Origin of the sequence: Photobacterium sp. GSS17 (assembly GCF_028621875.1) — a bacterium.
In the GTDB taxonomy this organism is placed as follows: Bacteria; Pseudomonadota; Gammaproteobacteria; order Enterobacterales; family Vibrionaceae; genus Photobacterium; species Photobacterium ganghwense.
The window spans coordinates 2,802,684-2,827,828 of record NZ_CP117517.1; the positions used below are offsets into that span (position 1 = coordinate 2,802,684).

21 protein-coding genes and 24 tRNA genes are annotated in these 25,145 nt (G+C 51.9%); 34 read left to right on the top strand and 11 right to left on the bottom strand.

The genetic code is table 11. The annotated features are described in order from the left end of the window. Positions 1–18: 18 nt before the first annotated feature. Together PGW97_RS12495 and PGW97_RS12500 are read right to left on the bottom strand one after the other, a co-directional pair. Positions 19–1,380, bottom strand: a complete 1,362-nt coding sequence (locus PGW97_RS12495; protein ID WP_273857439.1) for a Na+/H+ antiporter NhaC family protein — start codon at positions 1,378–1,380, stop codon at positions 19–21. 248 nt (positions 1,381–1,628) lie between these two features. Continuing rightward, entirely contained in the window at positions 1,629–1,829 is a 201-nt protein-coding gene (locus PGW97_RS12500) for a hypothetical protein (RefSeq protein WP_273857440.1), read from the bottom strand. 35 nt (positions 1,830–1,864) lie between these two features. Between PGW97_RS12500 and PGW97_RS12505 the strand changes: the two genes are divergently transcribed. Beyond that, positions 1,865–3,748 (top strand): methyl-accepting chemotaxis protein, encoded by a 1,884-nt coding sequence (locus PGW97_RS12505; RefSeq protein ID WP_273857441.1) that lies wholly within the window; start codon positions 1,865–1,867, stop codon positions 3,746–3,748. 485 nt (positions 3,749–4,233) lie between these two features. On the opposite strand, the gene PGW97_RS12510 is transcribed toward PGW97_RS12505, so the two are convergent. From PGW97_RS12510 to PGW97_RS12545, 8 genes are all read right to left on the bottom strand, one after another. Then, on the bottom strand, positions 4,234–5,490 hold the full coding sequence (locus tag PGW97_RS12510; RefSeq protein ID WP_047887644.1) for a serine/threonine protein kinase: 1,257 nt from the start codon (positions 5,488–5,490) through the stop codon (positions 4,234–4,236). Between the two features lie 365 nt (positions 5,491–5,855). Next, on the bottom strand, positions 5,856–6,710 hold the full coding sequence (gene kdsA, locus PGW97_RS12515; RefSeq protein WP_207103494.1) for a 3-deoxy-8-phosphooctulonate synthase: 855 nt from the start codon (positions 6,708–6,710) through the stop codon (positions 5,856–5,858). A 31-nt stretch (positions 6,711–6,741) separates the two neighbouring features. Continuing rightward, on the bottom strand, positions 6,742–7,554 hold the full coding sequence (locus tag PGW97_RS12520) for a SirB1 family protein (protein ID WP_047887643.1): 813 nt from the start codon (positions 7,552–7,554) through the stop codon (positions 6,742–6,744). A 2-nt stretch (positions 7,555–7,556) separates the two neighbouring features. Beyond that, the gene (locus tag PGW97_RS12525) at positions 7,557–7,937 is read right to left on the bottom strand and encodes a SirB2 family protein (RefSeq protein ID WP_273857442.1); all 381 of its coding nucleotides are present in this window, start codon (positions 7,935–7,937) and stop codon (positions 7,557–7,559) included. A 13-nt stretch (positions 7,938–7,950) separates the two neighbouring features. Continuing rightward, entirely contained in the window at positions 7,951–8,799 is an 849-nt protein-coding gene (gene prmC / locus PGW97_RS12530; protein ID WP_273857443.1) for a peptide chain release factor N(5)-glutamine methyltransferase, read from the bottom strand. Further along, the gene (gene prfA, locus PGW97_RS12535; RefSeq protein ID WP_047887640.1) at positions 8,799–9,887 is read right to left on the bottom strand and encodes a peptide chain release factor 1; all 1,089 of its coding nucleotides are present in this window, start codon (positions 9,885–9,887) and stop codon (positions 8,799–8,801) included. The genes prmC and prfA overlap by 1 nt, the downstream gene beginning before the upstream one ends. Positions 9,888–9,937: 50 nt before the next feature. Next, entirely contained in the window at positions 9,938–11,200 is a 1,263-nt protein-coding gene (gene hemA, locus PGW97_RS12540; protein WP_047887639.1) for a glutamyl-tRNA reductase, read from the bottom strand. A gap of 84 nt (positions 11,201–11,284) precedes the next feature. Continuing rightward, positions 11,285–11,446, bottom strand: a complete 162-nt coding sequence (locus PGW97_RS12545; RefSeq protein ID WP_157038333.1) for a hypothetical protein — start codon at positions 11,444–11,446, stop codon at positions 11,285–11,287. On the opposite strand from PGW97_RS12545, the gene lolB reads away from it, so the two are divergent. The 29 genes from lolB to PGW97_RS12690 all read left to right on the top strand — a co-directional run bounded on the left by lolB (position 11,445) and on the right by PGW97_RS12690 (position 19,196). After that, complete coding sequence (lolB, locus tag PGW97_RS12550; protein WP_273857444.1) at positions 11,445–12,077, top strand: lipoprotein insertase outer membrane protein LolB; 633 nt, start codon at positions 11,445–11,447, stop codon at positions 12,075–12,077. The genes PGW97_RS12545 and lolB overlap by 2 nt on opposite strands. A 7-nt stretch (positions 12,078–12,084) precedes the next feature. Beyond that, entirely contained in the window at positions 12,085–12,948 is an 864-nt protein-coding gene (gene ispE / locus PGW97_RS12555) for a 4-(cytidine 5'-diphospho)-2-C-methyl-D-erythritol kinase (protein ID WP_047887638.1), read from the top strand. 32 nt (positions 12,949–12,980) lie between these two features. After that, positions 12,981–13,928, top strand: a complete 948-nt coding sequence (locus tag PGW97_RS12560; RefSeq protein WP_146149710.1) for a ribose-phosphate pyrophosphokinase — start codon at positions 12,981–12,983, stop codon at positions 13,926–13,928. A 200-nt stretch (positions 13,929–14,128) separates the two neighbouring features. Then, entirely contained in the window at positions 14,129–14,719 is a 591-nt protein-coding gene (gene pth / locus PGW97_RS12565; RefSeq protein WP_047887636.1) for an aminoacyl-tRNA hydrolase, read from the top strand. A 79-nt stretch (positions 14,720–14,798) separates the two neighbouring features. Continuing rightward, the gene (gene ychF, locus PGW97_RS12570) at positions 14,799–15,890 is read left to right on the top strand and encodes a redox-regulated ATPase YchF (protein ID WP_047887635.1); all 1,092 of its coding nucleotides are present in this window, start codon (positions 14,799–14,801) and stop codon (positions 15,888–15,890) included. Positions 15,891–16,331: 441 nt separating this feature from the next. Continuing rightward, positions 16,332–16,408: transfer RNA gene (locus PGW97_RS12575), tRNA-Met, on the top strand. Positions 16,409–16,440: 32 nt separating this feature from the next. Next, positions 16,441–16,527: transfer RNA gene (locus PGW97_RS12580), tRNA-Leu, on the top strand. 40 nt (positions 16,528–16,567) lie between these two features. Further along, a tRNA-Gln gene (locus tag PGW97_RS12585) sits at positions 16,568–16,642 on the top strand. A 45-nt stretch (positions 16,643–16,687) separates the two neighbouring features. Beyond that, a tRNA-Met gene (locus PGW97_RS12590) sits at positions 16,688–16,764 on the top strand. A gap of 32 nt (positions 16,765–16,796) precedes the next feature. Then, positions 16,797–16,883, top strand: a tRNA-Leu gene (locus PGW97_RS12595). Positions 16,884–16,924: 41 nt separating this feature from the next. Beyond that, positions 16,925–17,009, top strand: a tRNA-Leu gene (locus PGW97_RS12600). A 70-nt stretch (positions 17,010–17,079) separates the two neighbouring features. Beyond that, positions 17,080–17,164: transfer RNA gene (locus PGW97_RS12605), tRNA-Leu, on the top strand. Positions 17,165–17,201: 37 nt separating this feature from the next. Continuing rightward, positions 17,202–17,276 (top strand) — tRNA-Gln (locus PGW97_RS12610). A gap of 45 nt (positions 17,277–17,321) precedes the next feature. Continuing rightward, positions 17,322–17,398: transfer RNA gene (locus PGW97_RS12615), tRNA-Met, on the top strand. Between the two features lie 32 nt (positions 17,399–17,430). Beyond that, positions 17,431–17,517, top strand: a tRNA-Leu gene (locus tag PGW97_RS12620). 38 nt (positions 17,518–17,555) lie between these two features. Next, positions 17,556–17,630: transfer RNA gene (locus PGW97_RS12625), tRNA-Gln, on the top strand. Positions 17,631–17,670: 40 nt separating this feature from the next. Continuing rightward, positions 17,671–17,755 (top strand) — tRNA-Leu (locus PGW97_RS12630). 29 nt (positions 17,756–17,784) lie between these two features. Further along, positions 17,785–17,859, top strand: a tRNA-Gln gene (locus tag PGW97_RS12635). 41 nt (positions 17,860–17,900) lie between these two features. Further along, a tRNA-Met gene (locus PGW97_RS12640) sits at positions 17,901–17,977 on the top strand. A 32-nt stretch (positions 17,978–18,009) separates the two neighbouring features. Next, positions 18,010–18,096 (top strand) — tRNA-Leu (locus PGW97_RS12645). 38 nt (positions 18,097–18,134) lie between these two features. Further along, positions 18,135–18,209: transfer RNA gene (locus tag PGW97_RS12650), tRNA-Gln, on the top strand. Between the two features lie 40 nt (positions 18,210–18,249). Next, positions 18,250–18,334: transfer RNA gene (locus PGW97_RS12655), tRNA-Leu, on the top strand. 29 nt (positions 18,335–18,363) lie between these two features. Continuing rightward, positions 18,364–18,438 (top strand) — tRNA-Gln (locus PGW97_RS12660). Positions 18,439–18,479: 41 nt separating this feature from the next. Continuing rightward, a tRNA-Met gene (locus PGW97_RS12665) sits at positions 18,480–18,556 on the top strand. Between the two features lie 32 nt (positions 18,557–18,588). Beyond that, positions 18,589–18,675: transfer RNA gene (locus PGW97_RS12670), tRNA-Leu, on the top strand. A 41-nt stretch (positions 18,676–18,716) separates the two neighbouring features. After that, positions 18,717–18,801, top strand: a tRNA-Leu gene (locus PGW97_RS12675). A gap of 70 nt (positions 18,802–18,871) precedes the next feature. Next, a tRNA-Leu gene (locus PGW97_RS12680) sits at positions 18,872–18,956 on the top strand. Positions 18,957–18,993: 37 nt separating this feature from the next. Next, positions 18,994–19,068, top strand: a tRNA-Gln gene (locus PGW97_RS12685). Positions 19,069–19,111: 43 nt separating this feature from the next. Next, positions 19,112–19,196 (top strand) — tRNA-Leu (locus PGW97_RS12690). A gap of 621 nt (positions 19,197–19,817) precedes the next feature. Here PGW97_RS12690 and PGW97_RS12695 read toward each other — a convergent pair. Beyond that, positions 19,818–20,978 carry a 2-octaprenyl-3-methyl-6-methoxy-1,4-benzoquinol hydroxylase gene (locus PGW97_RS12695; protein WP_273857445.1) on the bottom strand — a complete coding sequence of 387 codons (1,161 nt, stop codon included), beginning with the start codon at positions 20,976–20,978 and terminating at the stop codon, positions 19,818–19,820. Positions 20,979–21,128: 150 nt separating this feature from the next. On the opposite strand from PGW97_RS12695, the gene mtgA reads away from it, so the two are divergent. The 4 genes from mtgA (at position 21,129) to ybeY (ending at position 25,051) form a co-directional block, all read left to right on the top strand. After that, on the top strand, positions 21,129–21,815 hold the full coding sequence (mtgA, locus tag PGW97_RS12700; protein WP_273857446.1) for a monofunctional biosynthetic peptidoglycan transglycosylase: 687 nt from the start codon (positions 21,129–21,131) through the stop codon (positions 21,813–21,815). A 162-nt stretch (positions 21,816–21,977) separates the two neighbouring features. Further along, complete coding sequence (gene miaB / locus PGW97_RS12705) at positions 21,978–23,402, top strand: tRNA (N6-isopentenyl adenosine(37)-C2)-methylthiotransferase MiaB (RefSeq protein WP_047886745.1); 1,425 nt, start codon at positions 21,978–21,980, stop codon at positions 23,400–23,402. Positions 23,403–23,486: 84 nt separating this feature from the next. Then, the gene (locus tag PGW97_RS12710; protein WP_443147103.1) at positions 23,487–24,587 is read left to right on the top strand and encodes a PhoH family protein; all 1,101 of its coding nucleotides are present in this window, start codon (positions 23,487–23,489) and stop codon (positions 24,585–24,587) included. After that, complete coding sequence (gene ybeY, locus PGW97_RS12715) at positions 24,587–25,051, top strand: rRNA maturation RNase YbeY (RefSeq protein ID WP_273857447.1); 465 nt, start codon at positions 24,587–24,589, stop codon at positions 25,049–25,051. The genes PGW97_RS12710 and ybeY overlap by 1 nt, the downstream gene beginning before the upstream one ends. Positions 25,052–25,145: the final 94 nt, after the last annotated feature.

Sequence of the window (25,145 nt, forward strand, 5' to 3'; positions counted from 1 at the left end):
AAGGCCTGTAGCAATCACTTATGCAACAACCAGGTTGCGTGACTGGTGGCGAAGGAATACCGCCACAACAGCCGCCAGAGCCAGGAAGAAACAGTAGTAAGAGTGGCTGACCACTTCCAGCGGTGACAAACCAAACACCGAGCCCAGCAACAGAGCCTGTGCGCCATATGGCAGGATACCCTGTACCACACAAGAGAAGATATCCAGCAGGCTGGCCGAACGACGGGCCGTCACACCATTTTCTTCCGCCAGTTCACGCGCAACACCGCCAGACACAATGATGGCAACGGTGTTATTGGCCGTACACACATTGGTCATACTGACCAGACCGGCAATCCCCAGCTCACTGGCACGCAGGTTTTCCCCCTGAGTATGCTGCTTACTGAACACCCGGATAATCTTGCTGACCAGCTGAGTCAAGAAAGCAAGGCCTCCTTGCTGGCGCATCAGTTCCCCCATACCGCCAATCATCATCGACAGCAGGAAAATTTCCTGCATATTACCAAAGCCGCTGTAGATATCCTGACCGAACGTGGCCAGTTGGTACTCCGGCAGTGAAACCAGACCGATACCGCCCGCCAGCACAATGCCCAGGCTCAGCACCACAAACACATTCACGCCGGACACAGCCAGCACCAGAATCGTGACGTAAGGCAACACCTTCAGCCATTCCACTTCCGAGGTTGCCGGCAACTCACTTGGGGTGCTGCTCAGCAGGAACAGAACGATCGCTGCCAACGCCGCTGGCAGGGCAATACGGATATTCTCACGGAACTTGTCTTTCATCTGACAGCCCTGAGAGCGGGTCGCCGCAATCGTGGTATCTGAAATGATCGACAGGTTGTCACCGAACATGGCGCCGCTGAGTACCACACCCGCGGTCAGGGCAATATCCATTCCCGACGCCTGCGCAATCCCCAGCGCAACCGGAGCCACCGCTGCAATGGTGCCCATAGACGTTCCCATCGCTGTCGCGATGAAAGCAGAAATCACAAAAATGCCCGGCAGAATCAGGCTGGCCGGCAGCATAGAAAGTCCGAGGTTAACCGTCGCATCCACCCCACCCGTTGCTTTCGCGACTGCCGCAAAGGCACCGGCAAGCAGGTAGATCATACACATTGCCATAATATCGCCATGGCCTACCCCACGCAGGAATTGTTCAATCGCTTTATTGAGCTTTTCCTTACTCAGCAGGATCGCAACCACAATAGCTGGTAACGCGGCTACTGGAGCCGGTAACTGGTAAAAGGCAAAGTCCACACCTTGCAGAGTCAAATAAGTCCCCACACCAATAAATAGCGCAAGGAATATTCCCAGAGGGAGTAGCGGCAGTGCCGAGGGCGTCGGCTCCGTCGAAGTATGTTGTGTTGTATTTGGCATGATGACTACAGGACATCTTTTCTAAAAATTTTGCCTAGCCTAAGGCTTCACTCTGGCAGTGTCAACTTCTAGACGTCTAAACATCCAGAAAAAGACGATTGTGCAGAATATCACGGCAAGATTGTATTCACGCCGCGCAATACCTCCTGTTTCATAGTAATGAGAGATAGCTGATGGGTAAGGTGAAACTTTTCACCGTCGCTCGCATTTATTTTTTGTGAGCCCTTCAACCGTTTTAACAACGGCACTTAATACCCAAAGAAGGTGGTCGCTATTAAATCATGCAGTGCGTTCAAATCACGGCCATGACACACGAAAATGGTCAATTCATTGACACCAAAAGACAACACCGCCAATAAAAAGTCATTCTTTTTCACGGTTTTATAAAATTCTTTAATACATGTCACTTTTTCGTGCAACATGTAATAAACCGCTATAAAATCCGCCACGCATCACTCATCCTGACCCGTTGAGAACATTAAAAATGTCACTATCCTTAAAACAAAAGCTCATTGGAGCCAGTCTGTCAGCTGTCGTTGTTATGGCAACAGCACTGACCTGGCTCGCCGCAGACCAACTTTTTGAACAAACCCGAAACGGAATTTATTCCCGCGCCGACAGTCTGGCCAGTGCCGCCCGTGACGGCATTGCTAACTGGGTTAATATCCGCCGTGATATTGCCAGCGCATTTAATGATTACAGTGAAGAAGCTGACGTCGTCCCTTACCTGCAGCAGGCCCGCAAAGCCGGTGGGTTTGACGACATCTTCTTTGGTACTCCTGCCGGTGCCATGTACCGTTCACATCCGGAACGTAACCGCGCAGATTATGACCCTCGCACCCGTCCCTGGTATCGTGATGCTCAAGCGGCTGGCAAACAGCTCATCACCACCGCATACCGCGATGCCATCACCAACGCCCTGCTGGTTACCATTGCAGAACCTGTAATGAAGCGAGGTTCAATGGTCGGTGTGGTCGGCGCAGACGTTCTGATTGATCAACTGATCAACGACGTGATCAACCTGGATGTGGGCACCAACGCCTACGCAATGCTGATCAATCAGCAGGACAACACGTTTCTTGCCCATCCGAATGAATCTCTGATCCTACAGCCAATCAACCGCTTCACGAATCAGTTGACCATGGAGTCGATCAAAGCGGCCACCCGCAGCGGCGAAATCCAGTCAGCCATCATTGATGGTAAAGAGAAGCTATTCTACTTCAGCCAAGTTCCGGATACTGACTGGATTCTGGGCCTGGAAATGGATCGTGCGACAGAAGAAGCCGCACACACGGCACTGCTGCGCCAGCTGATTATTACCTCCATCGTAATCACTCTGATTGTGGTAGGGGCAGTCGCAGCACTGGTCGGTTACCTGTTCCGGGATCTGGCACGCGTGTCTGACGCACTGGCTGAAATTGCAACTGGCGAAGGTGACCTGACTCAGCGTCTGGAGCCACGCAGCGATGATGAAGTCGGCCAGCTGGCACATAACTTCAACCGTTTCGTAGGCAACATGCACAGCATGGTTTCGACCCTGAATGACGTTTCCAATGCCCTTACCCAGCAGGCGCATGTCACCGCCTCGCAGGCGGAAGAGCGCAGCACCCGCATCCAGCATCAGCAGGATGAGATCAATATGGTTGCCACTGCGATTAACGAAATGGCGGCGGCAACACAGGAGATTGCCGGTAATGCCGACAACACTGCTCGCACTGCGGGTGAAACCGTGCAGGTTTCCGAGCATGGTGCCACGCAGGTCGGCCAAAGCCAGCACTCTATCACCAGCCTGGCGACGGAAGTGGACACGGCGACGGGTGTGATTGGCGAACTGAACACGCACGCTCAGAGCATCAACACCATTTTGTCGACCATTCAGGACATTGCAGAGCAAACAAACCTGCTGGCACTTAATGCGGCCATTGAAGCGGCCCGTGCCGGTGAGCAGGGACGTGGTTTTGCTGTCGTTGCAGACGAAGTGCGAGTTCTGAGCCAGCGCACCCACGCCTCTACGCAGGAAATCCAGCAGATGATTGAAACCCTGCAGCAGACCACAGGGCGTGCGGTAGGCATTATGGAAGACAGTCGTCGTCTGGCGGAAACCAGTGTGGATGATGCCAATGCCGCGTCAGCCAGCCTGTCGCAAATCAACTCGGCAGTGACCAATATCAGTGATATGGCCACCCAAATCGCATCGGCGGCAGAAGAGCAGTCTTCTGTAACCGCTGAGATCACCCGTAATACCGAAGGGATCCGCGATGTGTCCAATGAACTGGCCGTGGAAGCTGGCGAAGCTGCGAAACAAGCAGCCGAGCTGTCGGAGCTATCCCACCAGCTGCATCAGGAAATCAGCCGCTTTAAGCTGTAACTTCTGCCGTCAGCTGACAACAGCAGCAATGAACAACGGACAAACCGCCTTCTCGAAGGCGGTTTTTTTATCTTTTGCCGGGCAAGAAACATCCCCATGCATACCGTCAGCCTCTGTTCCTTTTACCGTATTTCGAATACCCCTGCAGAATGCATCACCTGCACTGAAGGTTTATTCCTCCGCGCCGGTTTTACCCCCGAAGCTATGGCCTATTGGGTTGTTCCTGTGTTGCGCCCTTATCATCTGCTCACTTGTAAACGGCGAAAGGCTTTACTTCAGTATTAAGAATTCAAGTAATAAAAACTCACGCGAGCCCCTCGCCTGATCTTCTCCCCGCACCGCAACCCACAGACATTCGGGGGTGCTGAGTGCTGAGTACTGAGTACTGAGTACTGAGTACTGAGTACTGAGTACTGAGTAGAAATGATAAAAAAGGCCTGCCTACCGGCAAGCCTTTTTCGTTTATCGCAGTCAGTAGCGCCAGGTTAGATCATGCTGAACAGCAGACCGGTAACCGCCAGTGCCCCCATCAGCATAATAAAGTAAGTGCTGGCATTGCCGCGGTAGCGCTTCAGTGACTCAACCTTGAATACCGCAATCATTGGCATCAGGAACAGAATCATCGCGATAACCGGGCCAGACAGCGCTTCCATCATACCCAGAATGCTCGGGTTCATGATTGACGCGCCCCAGATAGCCAGGAACATAAAGACGATGCCGACTTTGTCGATAGTCCCTGCCGACCATGACAGCTGCTTTTGCATCATGCCGTTCAGGCTTTCACGTGCCCCCAGGAAGTGACCCAGGAAAGAAGAAGTGATCGCGATAAAAGCAATGATTGGACCCAGGGCAACAATGAACGGGCTATCGTTCACATTAGCCAGATATGACAGTACCGACACGTTTTGCATTTTCGCTTCTGTCAGTTGCTCTGGCGTCAGGCTCAGTACACATGAGAAGACAAAGAAAAGCACAAACGAAATCAGCATTACCGAGGTACGTTTCAGGATCTGCTCCGATTTAGGCTGCGCCTGATCACCGTACTGACGGCGCTGAGCGTGGGTGAAGCTCGAAATCGCGGCCGCGTGGCTAAAGGCAAACACGGTCACCGGGATAGCTAACCACAGGGTATGCGTAAACTGGCCCAAATCGACATCCATTGCCATGTGCGGCATCTGCCAGTTCGGGATCAGATACAGAGACAAGCCAGCCAGAATTGCAGCCAGCGGGTAAACGATCAGCTCGAACGAACGCAGCATCACTTTCTCACCGGCCATCATGATCGAAATCATGCCAAACACCAGTACGCCAGACAGCAGCACACGGTTAGGGCTTTCCCAGCCCATCTGGTTGACCACGAAACTGTCTACTGTGTTAGTCAGACCCACGCCGTAAATCAAAAGAATCGGGAAAATGGACAGGAAATACAGCATTGAAATCATTCGTCCTGCACTTTTACCGAAGTGCTCTTCTACCACATCGGTAAAATCTGCATCGCGACGAGATGATGAAAGTACAAAACGCGCCAAGCCACGGTGAGCCAGAAACGTCATCGGACCGGCCAGAACAGCCATAATAATCAGTGACCAGAAACCACCGATACCAATATTAATTGGCAGGAACAGAATTCCCGCTCCAACAGCCGTACCAAACAAGCTCAACATCCAGCTTGTATCGTGTTTCGTCCAACGGCTTACTTGTTGCTCAGAAATCGCTTCCTGCGTAATTTGAGATATAGACACGCAACCACCTATCCATTCAGCATATTAATCGGCTGTGAGTATGCATATCCAGTATGAAATTCTCAAAGCAACAAGCTAACACATATCACTTAAAAAACCATTAACAAATAGATTTTCATGTCGATTTAAATGAATTTCATAAGAATAAAACTCCAATAAAACCAAATATAACAGAGTTAAAGTACGAAATTTTACACTTTTTAATTTTTACAATAAATCCTGCCTAGTGCAAAGTTATCAAACAAAATGCACATTATGCTTCACATTGATCTAAATCAATGGCATAGCAGATTTCACTACAAACAGACAAAAAAATACCCCTGACGGTAACCGCAGGGGTATTTTATATGGTATAGCCACTCGACTTATTGGATGTCTATAGGCTCAAAGCTCTTGATCATGTCATCCAGCTGTTTTGCCTGAGACAGGAAGGCTTCCAACTTATCCAGTGGGAAGGCAGACGGGCCATCACAGCGCGCCTGATCAGGATTCGGGTGTGCTTCCATAAACAGACCGGCAATTCTTGTCGCCAGACCAGAAAACGCCAGATCAATAGTCTGATCACGGCGACCACCGGACGCGGCTCCCAAAGGATCGCGACATTGCAGAGCATGGGTCACGTCAAAGATGATTGGGCTGCCCTTAGATGCTTTTTTCATTACGCCAAAGCCCAGCATGTCCACAATCAGGTTATCGTATCCGTGCAGTACCCCACGCTCACACAGGATGATCTGCTCATTGCCGCACTCTGCGAATTTTTCCACGATGTTGCCAACTTGACCCGGGCTCATGAACTGAGGTTTCTTCACGTTAATTACCGCGCCGGTTTTCGCCATCGCTTCCACCAGGTCTGTCTGACGGGCCAGAAAAGCAGGCAACTGGATCACATCAACCACGTCGGCAACAGGCTGCGCCTGGTACTGCTCATGAATATCCGTGATGATTTTAACGCCGAAGGTATCCTTCAGTTCCTGGAAAATCTTCAGGCCTTCTTCCATGCCCGGACCACGGTAAGAGTGAACGGATGAACGGTTCGCTTTATCAAACGAGGCTTTGAAGACGTAAGGAATACCCAGTTTGTCCGTCACTTCAACGTACTTTTCACAGATTCGCATCGCTAAATCGCGTGATTCCAGTACGTTCATACCACCAAACAGGACAAATGGCTTGTCATTAGCGACATCAATATCGCCAACGCGAACAACTTTCTGTTCCATCATCATCTCTCTTTTTTCTCTTCGCCCACCCTGCTCAGTGCAGAGTCAACGGCTCTTTGTGGAGTTCTGCCACTTGCAGCTTCAGCAGCTCTGCTGCCGGATCTTCAGGGCATTGCTCAATAAAATATTCATAATCCATGGCCGCAGCATGACTGCATTCCAGCTGCTGATAAATATAGCCGCGATCACGGATTTCATGGGGATCACCCGGCCGGAAGGCGTCCAGCACCACATCACTGCAACGCAGGGCTTCGGTAAACAGTCCTTCACGCAGCAACGCGCTTTTCATAACGGTCAGCCAGCGGGCCAGAATATCAATGGTCTCAGCGGTATTGAAATACTCGCTGCGCAGCTCGCTGAACGGGCCGCGATGCCCCTTCAGCCAGGCTCCCATCACTCGCTTGCTGAGGTATTCACCGTCAAACGGATTAATAAACTGCGGTTCCGCGTCATACCACTCAACTTTCAGGACAAACTGGGTCGGAAATCCGACGCCGCGTACCGGCAGTTCCAGCTTATCCGCCAGATACAGGAAAATCGCGCCCAGACTGACCGGGATCCCTTTCCGGCGCTCCAGCACCTTATCCAGAAAGACGTTATCGGAAGAAAAATACTGCTCGTGATCGCCTCGGAATCCCCACTCGCGGTAAAACAGGCGAATGAGTCCATCAAGGCGCAGCGAGGCATTCGGTTCATCCAGTAGTGCCTCTTCAGCCTCTTGAGCCAGCCGATCCAGTTGCACTTTTACCCAACCGGCAGGAAAGGAAGGATCCACCGCCGCCGTCACTTCAATGGCCCCTTCAACCAGAGGCATGTGTGCTAATTCTTGTTCGGTATAATGAAACATGGTTATCCCAGCAATGAAGTTTTGGTCATTGCCAATTGCGCAGCCGCCACTACCCAGCCCAACGCACCAAGGAAGGCGAATGTCTTGAATACTTTGTTACGACCTACTTTGAGGGTAAAGACACCCAGGGCAATATAGGCCAACACGCAGGTCAGTTTCTGCGTCAACCACTCGCCACCCGGGGCAAACGGCATAAAACCGGTGATAAAAATCAGGCCCACACCGGTTAACAACAGCACAGAGTCCACCACATGCGGGGTAATTTTGAGGAATTTCTTCTGGTTCAGCGGGGAGTCGGCCATCATCAGGCCGTAACGTACCACAAACAGCAGCACGCTCAGGGCAATCGCCAACATGTGAAGGTGTTTTACAGCAGTGTACATTATTCTTCTCTCTCTATCCTTGCCAGCAACCCAGAGTAACACGATCCAGGCCGGCATAATCTTGCGCGGTCGAAACCTGCTGGTAACCAAGCGTTGTTAAAATTTCGCGCACCGCTTGTCCTTGCTCGTAACCATGCTCCAGCAACAGCCAGCCTCCGGCATTCAGGTGAAGACGACCTTGCTCACTGATAATACGAATATCAGCCAGCCCTTCGTCATCAGCGACCAGGGCACTTTTCGGCTCGAACCGAACGTCCCCTTGATCCAGATGCGGATCAGCCGCATCAATATAGGGCGGATTGCTGACAATCACAGCAAAACGCTCCTGGCTGTCCAGCGGGCTATACCAGCTACCACTGAGAAAGCGTGCATTCGCGATGCCCAGCCGTATCCGGTTTTCTTCCGCCAGCGCCGCAGCCTCCGGCCGCAGATCGATCCCGGTAACCTGAGCCTGCGGGCATTCCGAAGCGATGGCCAGGGCAATCGCGCCGGTGCCGGTTCCCAGATCCAACACGGTACAGGCTTGCGGCGGCATTTTATCCAATGCCAGTTCCACCAGGCGCTCAGTATCCGGTCGTGGGATCAAAGTATGGGGTGCCACTTTCAGTGGCAATGACCAGAATTCACGCTCGCCGACAATATAGGCAATCGGCTCGCCGGTCAATCGGCGCGCTAACAGCGCATTAAACGCGCTCAGCTGCGAATCATCAAGTTCTTTTTCCGGCCAGGTCAGTAAGTAGCTGCGGGGTTTGTCGAGCACATGGCAAAGCAGCACGGCAGCATCGATATGCGGGCTGTCTGAGCCCGCATCACTTAACGCTGATGCTGCCTGCTTCAGCAGGGCATCAATGGAACGCTGCATCAGTTCAGCTCGGCCATTGCCGCCAGCTGATCAGCTTGGTACTCCAGCAGCACCGGTTCAATCAGTGTATTCAGTTCCCCTTCCATGACCTCGTTCAGACGGTAAATGGTCAGGTTGATACGGTGATCGGACACACGTCCCTGCGGGTAATTGTAGGTACGAATACGGTCAGAGCGGTCACCGGAACCCAACAGGTTACGACGGGTACTGGCTTCTTCTGCATGACGTTTTTCTTCTTCAGCCTTGATAATACGCGCCGCCAGCACCGCCATTGCTTTGGCTTTGTTCTTGTGCTGAGAACGCTCATCCTGACATTCCACCACAATGCCGGTTGGCAAGTGAGTAATACGAATCGCAGAATCAGTGGTGTTAACGTGCTGACCACCCGCGCCCGATGCCCGGAAGGTATCAATTTTCAGGTCACCGGCATTAATCTCCGGGATTTCCGCTTCAGGAATTTCCGGCAGTACCGCGACAGTACATGCTGATGTGTGAACACGGCCTTGCGATTCGGTTGCCGGAACACGCTGAACACGGTGGCCGCCAGATTCAAACTTCAACGTACCATACGCCCCATCACCCGCCACTTTGGCGATCATTTCTTTGTAACCGCCGTGCTCAGCCGAGTTGGCATTCATCACTTCAATGCGCCAGCCACGGGATTCCGCAAACTTGCTGTACATACGGAACAGGTCACCGGCAAAGATACCGGCTTCGTCACCACCAGCACCGGCACGGATTTCAATGAAACAGTTACGATCATCATTCGGATCTTTAGGAATCAGCAGTACCTGCAGTTCATCTTCCAGACGCTCGATTTCCGCTTTCGCTTCCTTCACTTCTTCCTGCGCCATTTCACGCATTTCCGGATCGTCTTCCTGCGCCATTTCTTCTGCTGTGGCCAGATCGTCTTTTGCCTGCAGGTAAGCCTGGAAGCACTTGGTCACTTCCTCCAGTTGTGAATACTCGCGGGACAGCGCACGAAATTTGTCCTGGTCACCAATTACAGCCGGATCGCTCAACAAGTGCTGGACTTCTTCATAACGCTCAACCAGCGTTTCTAATTTCACTAAAATCGAAGGTTTCATATAGGTATCTACTGAGTTCCACTAATAACAGAGCGCAGTGCTCTGCCGGATTAATTTTTGGCAATGTCCAGTCCGAGGGCTTCTCGGATCACGGCCAGTTTTTCGGGTTCGCCATTATGGGCCGCGTCTTTCATTGCACGGGTTGGGGCATGGATAAGTTTATTGGTCAGCTTGTTACTCAGCTCAATCAGCAGTTTTTCCGGATCGCTGCCATTTGCCAGTGCCTGCAGGCTACGGCTGAGCAAATCGGATTTGATATCATCAGCCTGGCACCGGTACTGCCGGATACTGTCTACCGCTTCAAGGGATCGCATCCAGCTCATAAAGGCGGCGCTTTCCTCACTGACAATCGCTTCCGCCTGAATAGCGGCCATCTTGCGCTGCTCACGGTTTTTCTCGACGATGCTGTGCAGATCATCGACCGTATACAGATAAGCATCGCTAAGATCGCCGACTTCCGGCTCAATATCACGCGGCACGGCAATATCCACCAGCAGCATCGGCTGGTGACGGCGCAGCTTAATGGCTTTCTCTACCATCCCCTTGCCGATAATCGGCAGCGGACTGGCCGTTGAACTGATCACGATGTCAGCCCGATGCAGGTACTCCGGAATCTCCGGCAGGGTAATCACTTCCGCACCGAATTCCTTCGCCAGATTCTCCGCCCGCTCACGGGTACGGTTGGCCACAATCAGCTTATTACATCCCTGTTCAGCCAAATGACGGGAAACCAGCTCAATGGTTTCCCCGGCTCCGACGAGCAAAACAGTCGCGTCGCTGAGCGATTCAAAAATCTGTTTGGCCAGCGTACAGGCCGCAAATGCCACCGATACCGCATTGCCGCCAATGTCAGTTTCGGTGCGCACTCGCTTCGCCACGGTAAACGTTTTATGGAACAGCTTTTCGAGCATCCCGTGCACAACCTCGTGCTCCCGGGAGTCAGAATACGATTGTTTCACCTGGCCCAGAATCTGCGGCTCGCCCAATACCAGCGAATCCAGCCCGCAGGACACCCGCATCAGGTGCCGGACAGCAGCCTGCTCTTCATGAAAATACAGGCTCGGCATCAGATCTTCAGTACTGATTTGATGGAACTTACTCAGCCAGTCAATCATGATCCCCGGACCAGACTGCGACACATCACAGTACAGCTCAGTACGGTTACAGGTAGAAACGATAACACCGCTGTTCACATCGGGATGGTCTTGCAATTGGGCCAGCGCCTGTTTCATTTTTTCAGGCGAAAACGCAACCCGTTCACGTAAGTCTACGGAGGCCGTTTTATGGTTGATTCCTAGTGCAAGCAATGTCATGGAGACGGTGTACCACTTCGCCAATGAAAAAAGATGTAGGGCGGGATTTTACTTGATGCCCCAACTTAATTAAAGAACACAAGCCTAATCAATATGGCATAACACCACAAAACCTGTGTTTTCTTTAACAACAAATTCATCAAGTTCGAGTAAAAAGACTGCAAAATCAACATTAAGAAATTGGTATTCCTCCCTTTTTACCGCTATTGTTTGGCGATAATCCTTTACAAAAACAATGATACCCATGTTGTCTACTCTTGAGCTTCGCCATTGGCATCTTTCTGTTCCGGTCCATCGCACAACGGTACTTTTTTTCCTGTTTGCCTTTCTGAGCGGCTGTGCCACCTCCCCGACTACCGACCACAAAACCAGCTGGGAAAGCCACGAACAGGCGCTGACTAAACTGACCCACTATCAGGCAGCCGGGAAACTTGGGTATAAAGGCAGCCAACGTTTCAGTGCCAATATGCACTGGGAAACCCGCCCGCGCGAAGACAAGCTGCTGCTGACCAACTTCCTTGGCAGCACCCTGCTGAAGCTCAATGCCACGCCGTCATCGGTCACGCTGGTTAATAACGAGGGGAAAACCTTCCAGGGCCGCGATGCCGGGAAACTGGTTGAACAACTAACCGGCCTGAATTTACCGGTAACCCAAATGCGGGACTGGCTGATTGGCCTGCCAACCGCTGCCGATACCTACCAGCTGAACAAGGAAGGACGCGTCAGCTACCTGGCGAAAGAAATCGATGGCAAGCTATGGCAGCTTGATTACAACGAGTATGATTACTCGGTAACGCCGGCCTTACCTAAGCGTCTGGTTCTGAGCACTACCGGGGTTACCATTACCCTTGTTATTAATAACTGGTCTACTAACTGAGCATACTATGATCACCCGCACGACCCGCTGGCCGGCGCCAGCCAAGCTTAATCTGTTTCTGTACATTACCGGCCGCCGCCCGGATGGGTATCACGAGCTGCAAACCCTGTTTCAGTTTCTCGACCATGGCGATACCCTAACCATTACCGCCAACAACAGTAATGACCTGATCCTGACACCCGCGATTCCGGGGGTGGCGACCGAAGATAACCTGATCTTCAGAGCGGCCGATGCCCTACGTCGCTATGCCAGAATCAAAGCCGGTGCCGACATCCATATTGAGAAAATTCTGCCGATGGGTGGGGGTCTGGGAGGGGGATCTTCAAATGCGGCGACGACCTTGGTAGCGCTGAACTACCTGTGGCAAACCAACCTCAGTGTGGATGAACTGGCAGAGATTGGTCTGAAGCTCGGTGCTGACGTGCCGGTCTTCGTCCGCGGTTTCAGTGCCTTTGCCGAAGGTGTCGGAGAGCAACTGCAACCGGCAGAGCCGGAGGAAAAGTGGTATCTGATCGTGAAACCTGAGGTAAATATCGCCACCGTGGATATTTTCACCCATCCGGGGTTAAAACGTGATACCGAAAAACGCTCACTGAATGCCCTATTGACGGGGGTTTACGAAAACGATTGCGAAAAAATCGTGAGATCACTGCACCCCGAGGTTGATAAGGCACTTTCGTGGCTGTTAGAATACGCGCCGTCGAGATTGACTGGCACTGGCGCTTGTGTTTTCGCTGAATTTAGCACCCAACACGAAGCCAATGCAACTCTCAAAAAATTACCTGACTGGCTCCACGGATTTGTTGCCAAAGGTGTCAACACATCGCCTCTTTTGACAGCCTTGCACGCACTTTCTACGGATTGTCAGTAACTACAACTTGGACGCAACCTGAGGTTTCCACCGTGCCTGATATGAAGCTGTTTGCTGGTAACGCGACACCAGAGCTAGCCCAACGCATCGCTGATCGTCTTTACATTTCACTCGGAGACGCAACAGTTAACCGTTTCTCCGACGGTGAAGTCTGTGTTCAGATTAATGAGAACGTCCGTGGTAGCGACGTATTCATCATTCAATCGACCTGTGCGCCAACTAACGACAACCTGATGGAACTGGTTGTTATGATCGATGCACTGCGCCGTGCTTCAGCAGGCCGTATCACTGCTGTTATCCCTTACTTCGGCTACGCTCGCCAAGACCGCCGCGTCCGTTCTGCCCGTGTGCCAATTACTGCTAAAGTGGTTGCTGACTTCCTGTCTAACGTGGGTGTTGACCGCGTTCTGACTGTTGACCTGCACGCAGAGCAGATTCAGGGCTTCTTCGATGTACCAGTAGACAACATTTTCGGCAGCCCTGTTCTGCTGGAAGACATGCTGGCGAAAAGCCTGGAAGATCCAGTTGTGGTTTCTCCGGATATCGGTGGTGTAGTGCGTGCCCGTGCAACAGCAAAACTGCTGGATGACACTGACATCGCTATCATCGACAAGCGTCGTCCTCGTGCGAACGTTTCTCAGGTTATGCACCTGATCGGTGACGTGGAAGGCCGTGACTGTATCATTGTTGACGACATGATCGACACCGGCGGTACACTGTGTAAAGCGGCAGAAGCGCTGAAAGAACGTGGTGCGAAGCGTGTATTTGCATACGCTACCCACCCTGTTTTCTCTGGCAGTGCCCCACAGAACATCAAAGAGTCTGTCATTGACGAAGTGATCGTCACCGACTCTATCCCACTGTCTCCAGAAATGGCTGCAACCGGTAAAGTTTCTGTACTGACGCTATCAGGCATGCTGGCGGAAGCCATTCGTCGCATCAGCAACGAAGAGTCAATTTCGGCGATGTTCGAGCATTAATCTCGACACTGATCGTTTTCAAACGCCCTGCAATTGCGGGGCGTTTTTGTTTTTCCCGCCGGTATCAACCGTGTCCGGACAGCGCCACCACCGTGATTACCAGGCGGCCTGTTAACCACGGCTGGGGTGAAGATATCAATTTCCCCGCGTTTGGTATAACATAGCGCGCGTTTTCAGCCCCTAAGACTTGAGAGACGAGCGTGAGTAATAATATTCGCCTGTTAGTCGGTCTGGCTAACCCGGGCGCCGAGTATGCGAAAACCCGCCATAATGCGGGAGCATGGGTGGTCGAAGAGCTGGCCCGTGTCCACAATGTGATCCTGCGTGATGAAGCCAAATATTTTGGCCTGACCGGCCGGATCCAAGCCAATGGCCAGGATCTGCGTTTGCTGATCCCATCTACCTACATGAACCTCTCAGGCAAGTCGGTGGCAGCATTGGCCAACTTCTTCCAGATTAAACCGGAAGAGATTCTCGTGGCGCATGATGAACTGGATCTGCCGCCGGGCGTCGCCAAGTTCAAGAAAGGCGGTGGTCACGGAGGCCATAACGGCTTGCGCGACATCATCAGTAAAATGGGCAACAACAAAGAGTTTTATCGTCTACGCATCGGCATCGGCCATCCGGGAGATAAAAACAAAGTTGCCGGTTTTGTACTGGGCAAAGCTCCCGCCAAAGAGCAGGAGCAAATCGATGCCGCCGTTGATGAAGCGGTACGCTGCATGGATATTTTGCTCAAAGACGGCCTGAATAAAGCGCAGAATCGACTACATTCATTCAAAGCTGAATAATAGTCACCAACCATGAATTTGATCTGACAGAACCGCTGTCAGACTGTTTTACCGAACACTACCAAAAGGGTTTTACACCATGGGTTTTAAATGCGGAATCGTCGGCCTGCCAAACGTAGGCAAGTCAACACTTTTCAATGCCCTGACCAAAGCAGGTATCGAGGCAGCTAACTTCCCGTTCTGTACCATTGAGCCAAACACTGGCGTGGTTCCAGTTCCTGATCTGCGTCTTGACGCGCTGGCGGCCATTGTGAAACCAGAACGCATCCTGCCAACGACCATGGAATTCGTAGATATCGCCGGTCTGGTAGCGGGTGCGTCAAAAGGTGAAGGCCTGGGTAACAAATTCCTGGCTAACATCCGTGAAACCGACGCGATTGGTCACGTTGTACGTTGTTTCGAGAACGATAACATTGTTCACGTTGCCGGTAAGATCAACCCTCTGGATGATATCGAAGTTATCAACCTGGAGCTGGCACTGGCTGACCTGGATACCTGTGAGCGCGCCATTCAGCGTCAGGCGAAGCGTGCGAAAGGCGGCGACAAAGATGCTAAATTCGAAATCGCGGTACTGGAAAAAATGCTGCCGACCTTTACCGAAGGTGGTATGGCACGTTCGATCGATCTGACAAAAGAAGAAGCAGCAGCTATCAGCTACCTGAACTTCCTGACGCTGAAGCCGACTATGTACATCGCAAACGTCAGCGAAGACGGTTTCGAAGATAACCCGTTCCTGGAAATGGTGCGTGAGCACGCGGCAAAAGAAAATGCTGTGGTAGTCCCGGTTTGTGCAGCCATTGAATCAGAAATTGCTGAGCTGGATGATGCTGACCGCGAAGAGTTCCTGGCTGATCTGGGCATTGAAGAGCCAGGCCTGAACCGTGTGATCCGTTCTGGCTACGAGCTGCTGAACCTGCAAACATACTTCACCGCTGGTGTGAAAGAAGTTCGTGCATGGACGATCCCTGTAGGTGCTACAGCTCCTCAGGCGGCGGGTAAAATCCACACTGACTTCGAAAAAGGCTTTATCCGCGCAGAAGTTATTGGTTACGACCACTACATCGAGTTTGGTGGCGAAAACGGTGCAAAAGACGCAGGTAAATGGCGTCTGGAAGGTAAAGAGTACATCGTTAAAGACGGCGACGTAGTTCACTTCCGCTTCAACGTATAAGCTATTCAACCTATCACCAACAAGCGCGGCAGTGACACCTGAGCTTACTGCTGACAATTGTTGTCCAAAAGCCAGCCTGCGGGCTGGCTTCTTGTTTTTTGGGGTTGGCATTTTGCTTTTGGCGCTAGCGTTTCGACGTCTATGCGACAACAACGCATAAAAAACCAACACACATTTCATTTTCAGCGCCGTTTTGTCAGCCTGTAACATCAAATCAAAAACGAACCCGGCCCATGAGAGACTGCGGATTTCCTGCCTATCCCCTTCAGAAACCACAAAATCAGCACGTCAATCGCCCACTTCGTCCAAATATCCATCGAACAATCGAATTTTCGGGGGATCTTAAAAAAAACTGTTGACGGTATTGGCTGGTATTAGCATAATGCGCCCCGTTCCCGAGACAGCGGTCAGCAAGACAAGCTGCAAGGAAAACAAAAAGATGGCTACGTAGCTCAGTTGGTTAGAGCACATCACTCATAATGATGGGGTCACAGGTTCGAATCCCGTCGTAGCCACCATTCTCCCCGGAGAATGTAAAAATAAACCACGTGCGGTGGTGGCGGAATTGGTAGACGCGCTAGCTTCAGGTGCTAGTGTCCGCAAGGACGTGAGGGTTCAAGTCCCTCCCTCCGCACCAAAATTTCGGTTATCTCTTAAATTATTAAGAGCTGCCCTGTAGGTCTATCGCCAAGCGGTAAGGCAGCGGCTTTTGATGCCGCCATTCCCTGGTTCGAATCCAGGTAGACCTGCCATCTTTACAAGGTTGATGATTATCAGGTATAGTCGGCAACCCATATGGCTACGTAGCTCAGTTGGTTAGAGCACATCACTCATAATGATGGGGTCACAGGTTCGAATCCCGTCGTAGCCACCATTCTCCCCGGAGAATGTAAAAATAAACCACGTGCGGTGGTGGCGGAATTGGTAGACGCGCTAGCTTCAGGTGCTAGTGTCCGCAAGGACGTGAGGGTTCAAGTCCCTCCCTCCGCACCAACATTCAAGTCTTAGGCTTTCGGGCGTAAGCAACAAAATATGCGGAAGTGGCGAAATTGGTAGACGCACCAGATTTAGGTTCTGGCGCCGCAAGGTGTGAGAGTTCAAGTCTCTCCTTCCGCACCATATTTTTCAGATTGTTTTTTCAGTCTGAGAATACAATCAGAGAATACTGCTGGTAACAGCAAACCAAAATGCGGAAGTGGCGAAATTGGTAGACGCACCAGATTTAGGTTCTGGCGCCGCAAGGTGTGAGAGTTCAAGTCTCTCCTTCCGCACCATTCTCTCTGATTAAAGTCTCTGTTACAGAGCGCCTGCAGGTCTATCGCCAAGCGGTAAGGCAGCGGCTTTTGATGCCGCCATTCCCTGGTTCGAATCCAGGTAGACCTGCCATCTTTACAAGGTTGGTGATTATCAGGTATAGTCGGCAACCCATATGGCTACGTAGCTCAGTTGGTTAGAGCACATCACTCATAATGATGGGGTCACAGGTTCGAATCCCGTCGTAGCCACCATTCTCCCCGGAGAATGTAAAAATAAACCACGTGCGGTGGTGGCGGAATTGGTAGACGCGCTAGCTTCAGGTGCTAGTGTCCGCAAGGACGTGAGGGTTCAAGTCCCTCCCTCCGCACCAACATTTTGGTTACCTCTTAATTTTAAGAGTTGCCCTGCAGGTCTATCGCCAAGCGGTAAGGCAGCGGCTTTTGATGCCGCCATTCCCTGGTTCGAATCCAGGTAGACCTGCCATTATTGACTTATCTGCCGACTCGTTCGGGATGTAAGCAACGCGGAAGTGGCGAAATTGGTAGACGCACCAGATTTAGGTTCTGGCGCCGCAAGGTGTGAGAGTTCAAGTCTCTCCTTCCGCACCATTATTCAAGTCTCTGTAAAGAGCAACTGCAGGTCTATCGCCAAGCGGTAAGGCAGCGGCTTTTGATGCCGCCATTCCCTGGTTCGAATCCAGGTAGACCTGCCATTACTTTTCGATGTTGATTTTTATGTCAGCAGCGTTAAAGTGGCTACGTAGCTCAGTTGGTTAGAGCACATCACTCATAATGATGGGGTCACAGGTTCGAATCCCGTCGTAGCCACCATTCTCCTCGGAGAATGTAAAAATAAACCACGTGCGGTGGTGGCGGAATTGGTAGACGCGCTAGCTTCAGGTGCTAGTGTCCGCAAGGACGTGAGGGTTCAAGTCCCTCCCTCCGCACCAACATTTTGGTTACCTCTTAATTTTAAGAGTTGCCCTGCAGGTCTATCGCCAAGCGGTAAGGCAGCGGCTTTTGATGCCGCCATTCCCTGGTTCGAATCCAGGTAGACCTGCCATTATTGACTTATCTGCCGACTCGTTCGGGATGTAAGCAACGCGGAAGTGGCGAAATTGGTAGACGCACCAGATTTAGGTTCTGGCGCCGCAAGGTGTGAGAGTTCAAGTCTCTCCTTCCGCACCATTATTCAAGTCTCTGTAAAGAGCAACTGCAGGTCTATCGCCAAGCGGTAAGGCAGCGGCTTTTGATGCCGCCATTCCCTGGTTCGAATCCAGGTAGACCTGCCATTACTTTTCGATGTTGATTTTTATGTCAGCAGCGTTAAAGTGGCTACGTAGCTCAGTTGGTTAGAGCACATCACTCATAATGATGGGGTCACAGGTTCGAATCCCGTCGTAGCCACCATTCTCCTCGGAGAATGTAAAAATAAACCACGTGCGGTGGTGGCGGAATTGGTAGACGCGCTAGCTTCAGGTGCTAGTGTCCGCAAGGACGTGAGGGTTCAAGTCCCTCCCTCCGCACCAACATTCAAGTCTTAGGCTTTCGGGCGTAAGCAACAAAATATGCGGAAGTGGCGAAATTGGTAGACGCACCAGATTTAGGTTCTGGCGCCGCAAGGTGTGAGAGTTCAAGTCTCTCCTTCCGCACCATATTTTTCAGATTGTTTTTTCAGTCTGAGAATACAATCAGAGAATACTGCTGGTAACAGCAAACCAAAATGCGGAAGTGGCGAAATTGGTAGACGCACCAGATTTAGGTTCTGGCGCCGCAAGGTGTGAGAGTTCAAGTCTCTCCTTCCGCACCATTCTCTCTGATTAAAGTCTCTGTTACAGAGCACCTGTAGGGCTATCGCCAAGCGGTAAGGCAGCGGCTTTTGATGCCGCCATTCCCTGGTTCGAATCCAGGTAGCCCTGCCATTATTTCACTTATCGTACTGAATTTATCAGCACGCTAAGTTACGCGGAAGTGGCGAAATTGGTAGACGCACCAGATTTAGGTTCTGGCGCCGCAAGGTGTGAGAGTTCAAGTCTCTCCTTCCGCACCATCCTTTAAGAAACCCACCTTTGGTGGGTTTTCTTTTGTCTGGCATCCGGCTAGGGTGCGAGCAACGATTTTTTACAACCTACTCAATGATCGTATCTCTCTGGTTGTTAAGCCGAATGTGCCTGTCACATTCGGCTGTTTCTTTTTCTAGCTCCAATTCTATCAACGTAGCTTTATCTACCGGCTTTCATCTACATTGACCAGGCCATTAGGCACCTGCGACTAGCAGTTTTGAGCACCAAGCGTCTTCTCTCTGTACACCTTTCTCTGCTGACTTCTCCTAGACATATCACGCCTCGGCACATCAATCCTGATCGCTTCCGGCAGGCTAAAACACGACATAGAATTGGAACACTATAGGGTTGACGGGCCATCCAAATCCCCATTGAGATGACTCATACGCGCCTAGCGGTAAATGATAAGCGCCTGGAGGTCGATGATAAGCATTTGGCGTGTTTAAGAAGATGAAACGGCAGGCAGGATCAGAGCGGATGGTGAGAGACAGGATAAGATGATATAAGAAGAATGTGCCTAGGGTGCGACCATGCTTAGAACGAGATACCGCAAAGCCCAGGAAAAAACCAAGGCACAAAAAAGTGAGCCCTCAGGCTCACTGTCTCGATTACATGCCCATCGCGTATTTCAGCACCTGCTGTTTGAGCGGTCCGGCATGCTCTGCCAGTTTCAATCCCGCATTTCGCAGCAATTTGACTGGCAGCAAATTATTGCTGAATGTCGTATAGAAAAAGTCCATACCGGTTTGCATCAGCAGGTTATCCGGACGACGACGGCGCTCATAAGCTTTTAAGACCCGCAAACTGGCCCAATCATTGCCGGCCTTTTCCATTTCATGCAACAACGTATCCACATCCTTAAAGCCGAGGTTCACCCCCTGCCCTGCCAATGGATTAATGGTATGAGCAGCATCCCCCAATAGCACGACACCCGGCTTGAAATAATGCTGGGCATGGCGACGAGTGAGGGGAAAGCTGCCCTGGCCGATAACTGAAAAATCGCCCAGCTCTGGTGGAAAATGGGCGGCGATTTGCGCTTTCAGCTGTTCAGGTTCCATTGTCGATAGCAGCTTGATGCGGGAAGGGCTGTCATACCAGACCAGCGAGCCCTGATGGCCCGGCAATGGCAGGAACGAGCGGGGACCACTTGGGGTAAATTGCTGCCAGGTAATGTCCTGTTGCGGCAAAGCGGTCGCAATATTAATGAGCATACAATGCTGGCGATAATCCCACGCGGTCACTCCGATCCCGGCCTGCTGACGAACTTGAGAATTCGCCCCATCAGCCCCAACCAGTAAACGCGCACTTAATACTTCTCCGCTGGCCAACTTGATGTGATAGCCGGCGTCATGTGGGGTCGCCGATACCATGCGCGCCGGGCAAAGTAATGTCAGATTCGGATAGTGTTCAAACTGCTGCCACAACGCCAGCTGAATCACACGGTTTTCCACAATGAAGCCCAGTTGATCGAGATGCATGTCCTCGGCACTGAACCGGGTCCGGCACTCAGGGTGTTCCCAGGTTTCAAGCCGTTTGTACGGGCACAACCGCATGGCGCGCACATTGTCCCAGGCTCCCAGGCGTTCCAGCAGGGCAACCGAGCTGGGTGAGATTGCCGACACCCGCAAATCCATCGGCTGGTCAGCAGCAAAAGTGGCGGGAGCAACCCCTTCCAGTACCGCCACAGTCAGTCCCTGCTGCGCCAGACCTATTGCCATCGCCGCGCCGACCATGCCGCCACCGGCGACAACCACATCAAACTGTTCCATTCCGGTTTCCATTTGTTATGCTCACTACTCTGATTTATGGCAGGTACAGCGACCTGTTTGCTATCATTTTACCTAATTTCTGCTACGCAATCAGTGCTTAATCGCTGCATCCTGCGGGCTGATCCAATTTTGAGGAAGATTACGTCCCCTATGTTCGTCCGCCTGAAACGCTTTTTGCTGACCATTATACTGCTTCTGCTGGCGCTCCCGCCCCTGTTGGTGATGGCCGGGAAATACATCGATCCGCCGGTCTGGGGCTGGCAGCTTCACCGCAGCCTGTTTCCGCCCGCCGGTTACCCTTCGCGCTCTGCCCATGACTGGAAGCCGTTATCGGCGATTTCACCGTACAGCCAGCTGGCCGTGATCGCTTCGGAAGATCAGCGCTTTCCGAACCACAGCGGTATCGACGTTAATGCCGTCCTGACCATTTTGAAACAAAGCGGCAGCGACGGCCCGAGCCGCGGTGGCAGTACCATTACCCAACAGACGGCCAAAAACCTGTTTTTGTTTCCGTCCCGCACTTTCATTCGCAAAGGGGTCGAGCTGTATTTCACCTTATGGATGGAGTGGCTGTGGGACAAAGCGCGCATCCTTGAAATGTACCTCAATATCGTTGAGTTCGGCCCTGGGGTGTACGGCATCGAAGCCGCCAGCCAGACCTACTTTGGCATCCCGGCTGCGCGCCTGTCAGCTCAGCAATCTGCCCAGCTGGCAGCGGTACTGCCAAACCCTTACCGGATTCATCCGGCCCCGATGACCGATTATGTCGCCAAACACAGTCGCTGGATCCGCCAGCAAATGCGCCAACTCGGGATGCAAACCCTGGAGAAGCTCTAGGCTATAACCACATTGTATTCGGGGTGGTGATGATCTGGTCAGGCAAGGTTTAAAGCAGTACAATACGCGGCTTGCTACAGCTGACGGCCATGTTCACGGCCGCTTGGCCGAATGAAGCAATGTTGAATGCAATGAATAAACACTACGAGTGAAGAGTTAGACATGGCTAAGAAACTGCTTATCAAAACCTGGGGTTGCCAGATGAACGAGTACGATTCATCAAAAATGGCCGATCTTCTTAATGCAGCCAATGGCTTCGAGTTAACGGAAGAACCAGAAGAAGCAGACGTTCTGCTGCTTAACACCTGCTCCATCCGTGAAAAGGCCCAGGAAAAAGTGTTCCACCAGCTTGGTCGCTGGAAAACACTGAAAGATAAAAAACCTGACCTGGTGATTGGCGTAGGCGGTTGTGTGGCAACTCAGGAAGGCGATTCTATCCGTGTTCGCGCACCTTATGTGGATGTGATCTTTGGCCCGCAAACCCTGCACCGTCTGCCTGAGATGATTAAGCAGTCACAAAGCTCTGACGCACCGGTCATGGACATTTCTTTCCCTGAAATCGAAAAGTTTGACCGCCTGCCTGAGCCTCGTGCAGAAGGCCCGACGGCTTTCGTGTCTATCATGGAAGGCTGTTCTAAATACTGCACATTCTGTGTGGTGCCTTACACTCGTGGTGAAGAAGTCAGCCGTCCGCTGGATGATGTTCTGTTTGAAATTGCTCAGCTGGCCGAACAAGGTGTTCGTGAAGTCAACCTGCTGGGACAAAACGTAAACGCCTACCGCGGTGAAACCCACGACGGTGAAATTGCGAGCTTTGCTGAGCTGCTGCGCCTGGTAGCGGCCATCGATGGTATCGACCGTATCCGCTATACCACCAGCCACCCTATCGAGTTTACCGATGATATCATCGCGGTTTATGAAGATACCCCTGAAGTGGTGAGCTTCCTGCACCTGCCAGTACAGAGCGGTTCAGACCGTATTCTGGCGATGATGAAGCGTCCGCACACAGCGATCGAGTACAAGTCGAAAATCCGTAAACTGCGCAAAGCGCGTCCGGATATCACCATCAGTTCTGACTTCATTGTCGCGTTCCCGGGTGAAAGCGATCAGGACTTCCAGGAAACCATGAAACTGATCCGTGATGTCGACTTCGACATGAGCTTCAGCTTCATTTACTCACCACGTCCGGGTACACCGGCCGCAGACTATCCGTGCGACCTGTCTGAAGACGTGAAAAAACAACGCTTGTACGAACTGCAGCAGCAGATCAATACTCAGGCGATGCGTTACTCACGCCAGATGCTGGGCACTGAACAGCGTATCTTGGTGGAAGGTCCTTCTAAGAAGAACATCATGGAGTTACGTGGCCGTACTGAGAACAACCGCGTAGTTAACTTTGAAGGCCCGGTCGATTTGATCGGTCAGTTCGTTGATGTCAAGATCACGGATGTCTTCGCGAACTCCCTGCGTGGTGAACTGGTACGTACCGAAGCCGAAATGAACCTGCGTGTTGCGATGTCTCCAGCTGAAGTCATCGAGAAAACACGCAAAGAAGATGAATTGGGTGTAGGCGTATATACTCCATAGTAAGACGCCCGTCTAAATACAAACAGACGAGCCCTGAACCAAAGGTTGCCCGACCAAACGGGCAACCCTCATGAGAGGCAAATCTTGAGTAAAGTCATTACGATTGAATTTAATCTGGAACCCGCCAATAACCAGCGCCTTTCCAGCCTTTGTGGCCCTTTCGACGATAACATTAAACAACTTGAACGCCGTCTGGGTGTCGAAATTAACCACCGCAGCAATAGTTTCAGTGTTGTTGGCCAACCGCATACTGCCGGTGCCGCCGCCGACATCATCAAGACCCTGTATGTCGACACCGCCCCGGTCCGCAATGTGATCCCGGATATTGAACCAGAGCAAATCCACCTGGCGATCAAAGAATCCGGTGTGCTGGAGCAATCGACTGACTCCAGTATCCCTTACGGTAAAGAAGTCACAATCAAGACCAAAAAGGGAATCATCAAACCGCGCACCCCGAACCAGGCGCAATACATTGCCAACATGGTTCGCCATGACATCACGTTCGGGATTGGTCCTGCCGGTACCGGTAAAACCTATCTCGCCGTTGCTGCCGCGGTAGACGCTCTGGAGCGTCAGGAAATCCGTCGCATCCTGCTAACCCGCCCTGCGGTAGAAGCAGGTGAAAAACTGGGCTTCCTACCGGGTGACCTGAGCCAGAAAGTCGACCCGTATCTGCGTCCGCTGTACGATGCCCTGTTTGAAATGCTGGGTTTCGAGCGGGTCGAGAAGCTGATTGAGCGTAACGTGATTGAAGTTGCCCCGCTGGCTTACATGCGTGGCCGTACCCTGAACGACGCCTTCATCATCCTCGATGAGAGCCAGAACACCACCGTGGAACAAATGAAAATGTTCCTGACCCGGATCGGTTTCAACTCCCGAGCCGTGATCACCGGTGACGTCACCCAGATCGACCTGCCGCGCGGCGCCCGTTCCGGCCTGCGCCATGCGATTGAAGTGTTGTCTGAAGTGGATGAAATCAGCTTCAACTTCTTCCTGGCTGACGACGTGGTTCGTCACCCGGTTGTTGCCCGAATTGTTCAGGCGTATGAAGTGTGGGAAACCGAAGACCAGAAACAACGAAAGCTGGCTGAACAACGCCGCCGTGAAGAGCAGATGGCCAGACAGGCCGCACTGACGCCAGGTGCCGTCATTCTTCCAGAAGCAGAAACGGAAAAAACCGATTAATGGCTATTTATCTTGATCTCCAGGTGGCGACCGACAACCCTGACGGTATGCCAAGTGAAGCTGACTTCCAGCAGTGGCTGGATGCTGCCATTACCCCGTTTCAGGCAGATGCCGAAGTGACAGTGCGTCTGGTCGACGCAGAAGAAAGCCATGCCCTGAACCACGGGTACCGGGGCAAAGACAAGCCGACTAATGTACTGTCGTTTCCGTTTGAAGCCCCGCCGGGCATGGAACTCGATCTGCTCGGTGATCTGGTGATTTGTCGTCAGGTCGTTGAAAATGAGGCCGAAGATCAGAACAAACCGCTTAACGCCCACTGGGCACATATGGTTGTACATGGCAGTCTGCATCTGCTAGGTTATGACCATATTGAAGACGATGAAGCCGAGGAAATGGAAGCGCTGGAAACGGAAATCATGCAAAACATGGGTTTTGCTGACCCGTATGCCGACGAAAAGCTGTAACCTTTCCCCGATAAAATTGTCAAACAGGCACGGCAGTCTGCTGCCGAGCCTGTTTATTTCCGTGGCATTCGCCACTTAATTGCTAGAGAAACCA